Annotated in this window: 2 protein-coding genes; both read left to right on the top strand. The window is 56.0% G+C overall.

Translation table 11 applies throughout. The annotated features are described in order from the left end of the window. Window positions 1-62: 62 nt before the first annotated feature. Window positions 63-848: an acetoacetate decarboxylase gene (locus EOM25_15050; GenBank protein ID NCC26496.1), complete on the top strand. Its 786-nt coding sequence runs from the start codon at window positions 63-65 to the stop codon at window positions 846-848. A 38-nt stretch (window positions 849-886) separates the two neighbouring features. Continuing rightward, window positions 887-1,309, top strand: a 423-nt coding sequence (locus EOM25_15045) for an SDR family NAD(P)-dependent oxidoreductase (protein NCC26495.1), incomplete at its 3' end; no start/stop codon positions are given.

Below are 1,309 nucleotides of genomic sequence, written 5' to 3'. Positions count from 1 at the left end.
CAAGTGGACAGGATGCGAGGCGAAATGGAAACAGCGGATTCAACCCAATGAAGGAGCCGAACATGTTCACATTCGAGGACGGAAAATGTTATCGAATGCCGGCCCACTTTGGGGGATCGTTCTTTGATCCCGACGCCAAGGCCGTCTACAACGATGTCTTGACCCTCATCTTCAGGTACACGACCAATACCGATCGCCTGTCCGAGTTCCTGCCGGAACCGTTCGAACTCCTGAAGCCCGAGCTGGTCGTTCAATACCAGCAATGTCGGGAGGTCGAATGGATGGCCGGGTCGAGCTACAATTTGGCCACCATTGCGGTCAATGTGCGGTTCAACGGGCGACGCGACCGGCTGGAAGGGCTGTTCCCGCTCGTAATCTGGGAAAACAACACCATTCCCATCCTGACTGGAAACATGATGGGGATGCCCAAAATCTACGCCGACATTGAAGACGCGCACATCGTCGCGGACACGTACCGCACCCGCCTCAGCTTTGAAGGCAATAAGTTTCTGGAGATTGAAATGTCGGATCCCAGGCCGATGGATGAAGAATGGACGAAGGCCCTTCCCCGGGACATCCAGTCCTTTGGGTGGCGCTATATTCCAAAAGTGGGAGCCCCTGGAGCGGATTTGAGCCAACCCATTTTCTTTCCCATGTACCAGGAACCCACTGCCGCCTGGGTGGGCAGAGGAACCCTGACATGGACGGAACTGACCTGGGATCAAAACCCGATGCAATGGCATATCATCAAGGCCCTGGCGGCATTGCCCATGATCGAGATGGCCCCCGTCACCATGACGAAAGGTCGACTCGTCCTGATGGAATACAGGGGCAAGGTGCTCGAGTAGCGGCGGCATGAAACCGTAAGCAAATGAGGAGTTGAGACATGGACGAATACTATAGGGACAAGGTCGCTGTCGTCACCGGCGGGGCATCGGGAATTGGGCTTGCCTTGTGCGAGCTCCTTCTTTCGTTGGGAGCCAAGGCCGTCGTGCTTGCGGATGTCAACGCTCAGAGACTGGAAGCGGAAGGTGCTCGGCTCGGAAGTGCATACCCTCAAAGAGTATTGGGGATCCAAACCGATGTGACCAAGCAGGAACGCGTCGCCGTCATGATCCGGCAGGCGAGGGAATTCGGATCCGGGCAGATCCATTTCCTTTTCAACAATGCCGGACTCGCCCTGGCCAAACCTTTTGACGAGGCAACGGACGCCGACTGGAAATTCGCCTTTGAGATAAATTTCTATGGCGCCCTGTACGGCATTCGAGCAGTTTTGCCCATCATGCGCGCCCAAGGAGGAGGGCACATC

The sequence above is a fragment of the Deltaproteobacteria bacterium genome (assembly GCA_009929795.1).
Taxonomy (GTDB): Bacteria; Desulfobacterota; Desulfovibrionia; order Desulfovibrionales; family Desulfomicrobiaceae; genus RZZR01.
This window is presented reverse-complemented; position numbering and strand designations above follow the sequence as displayed.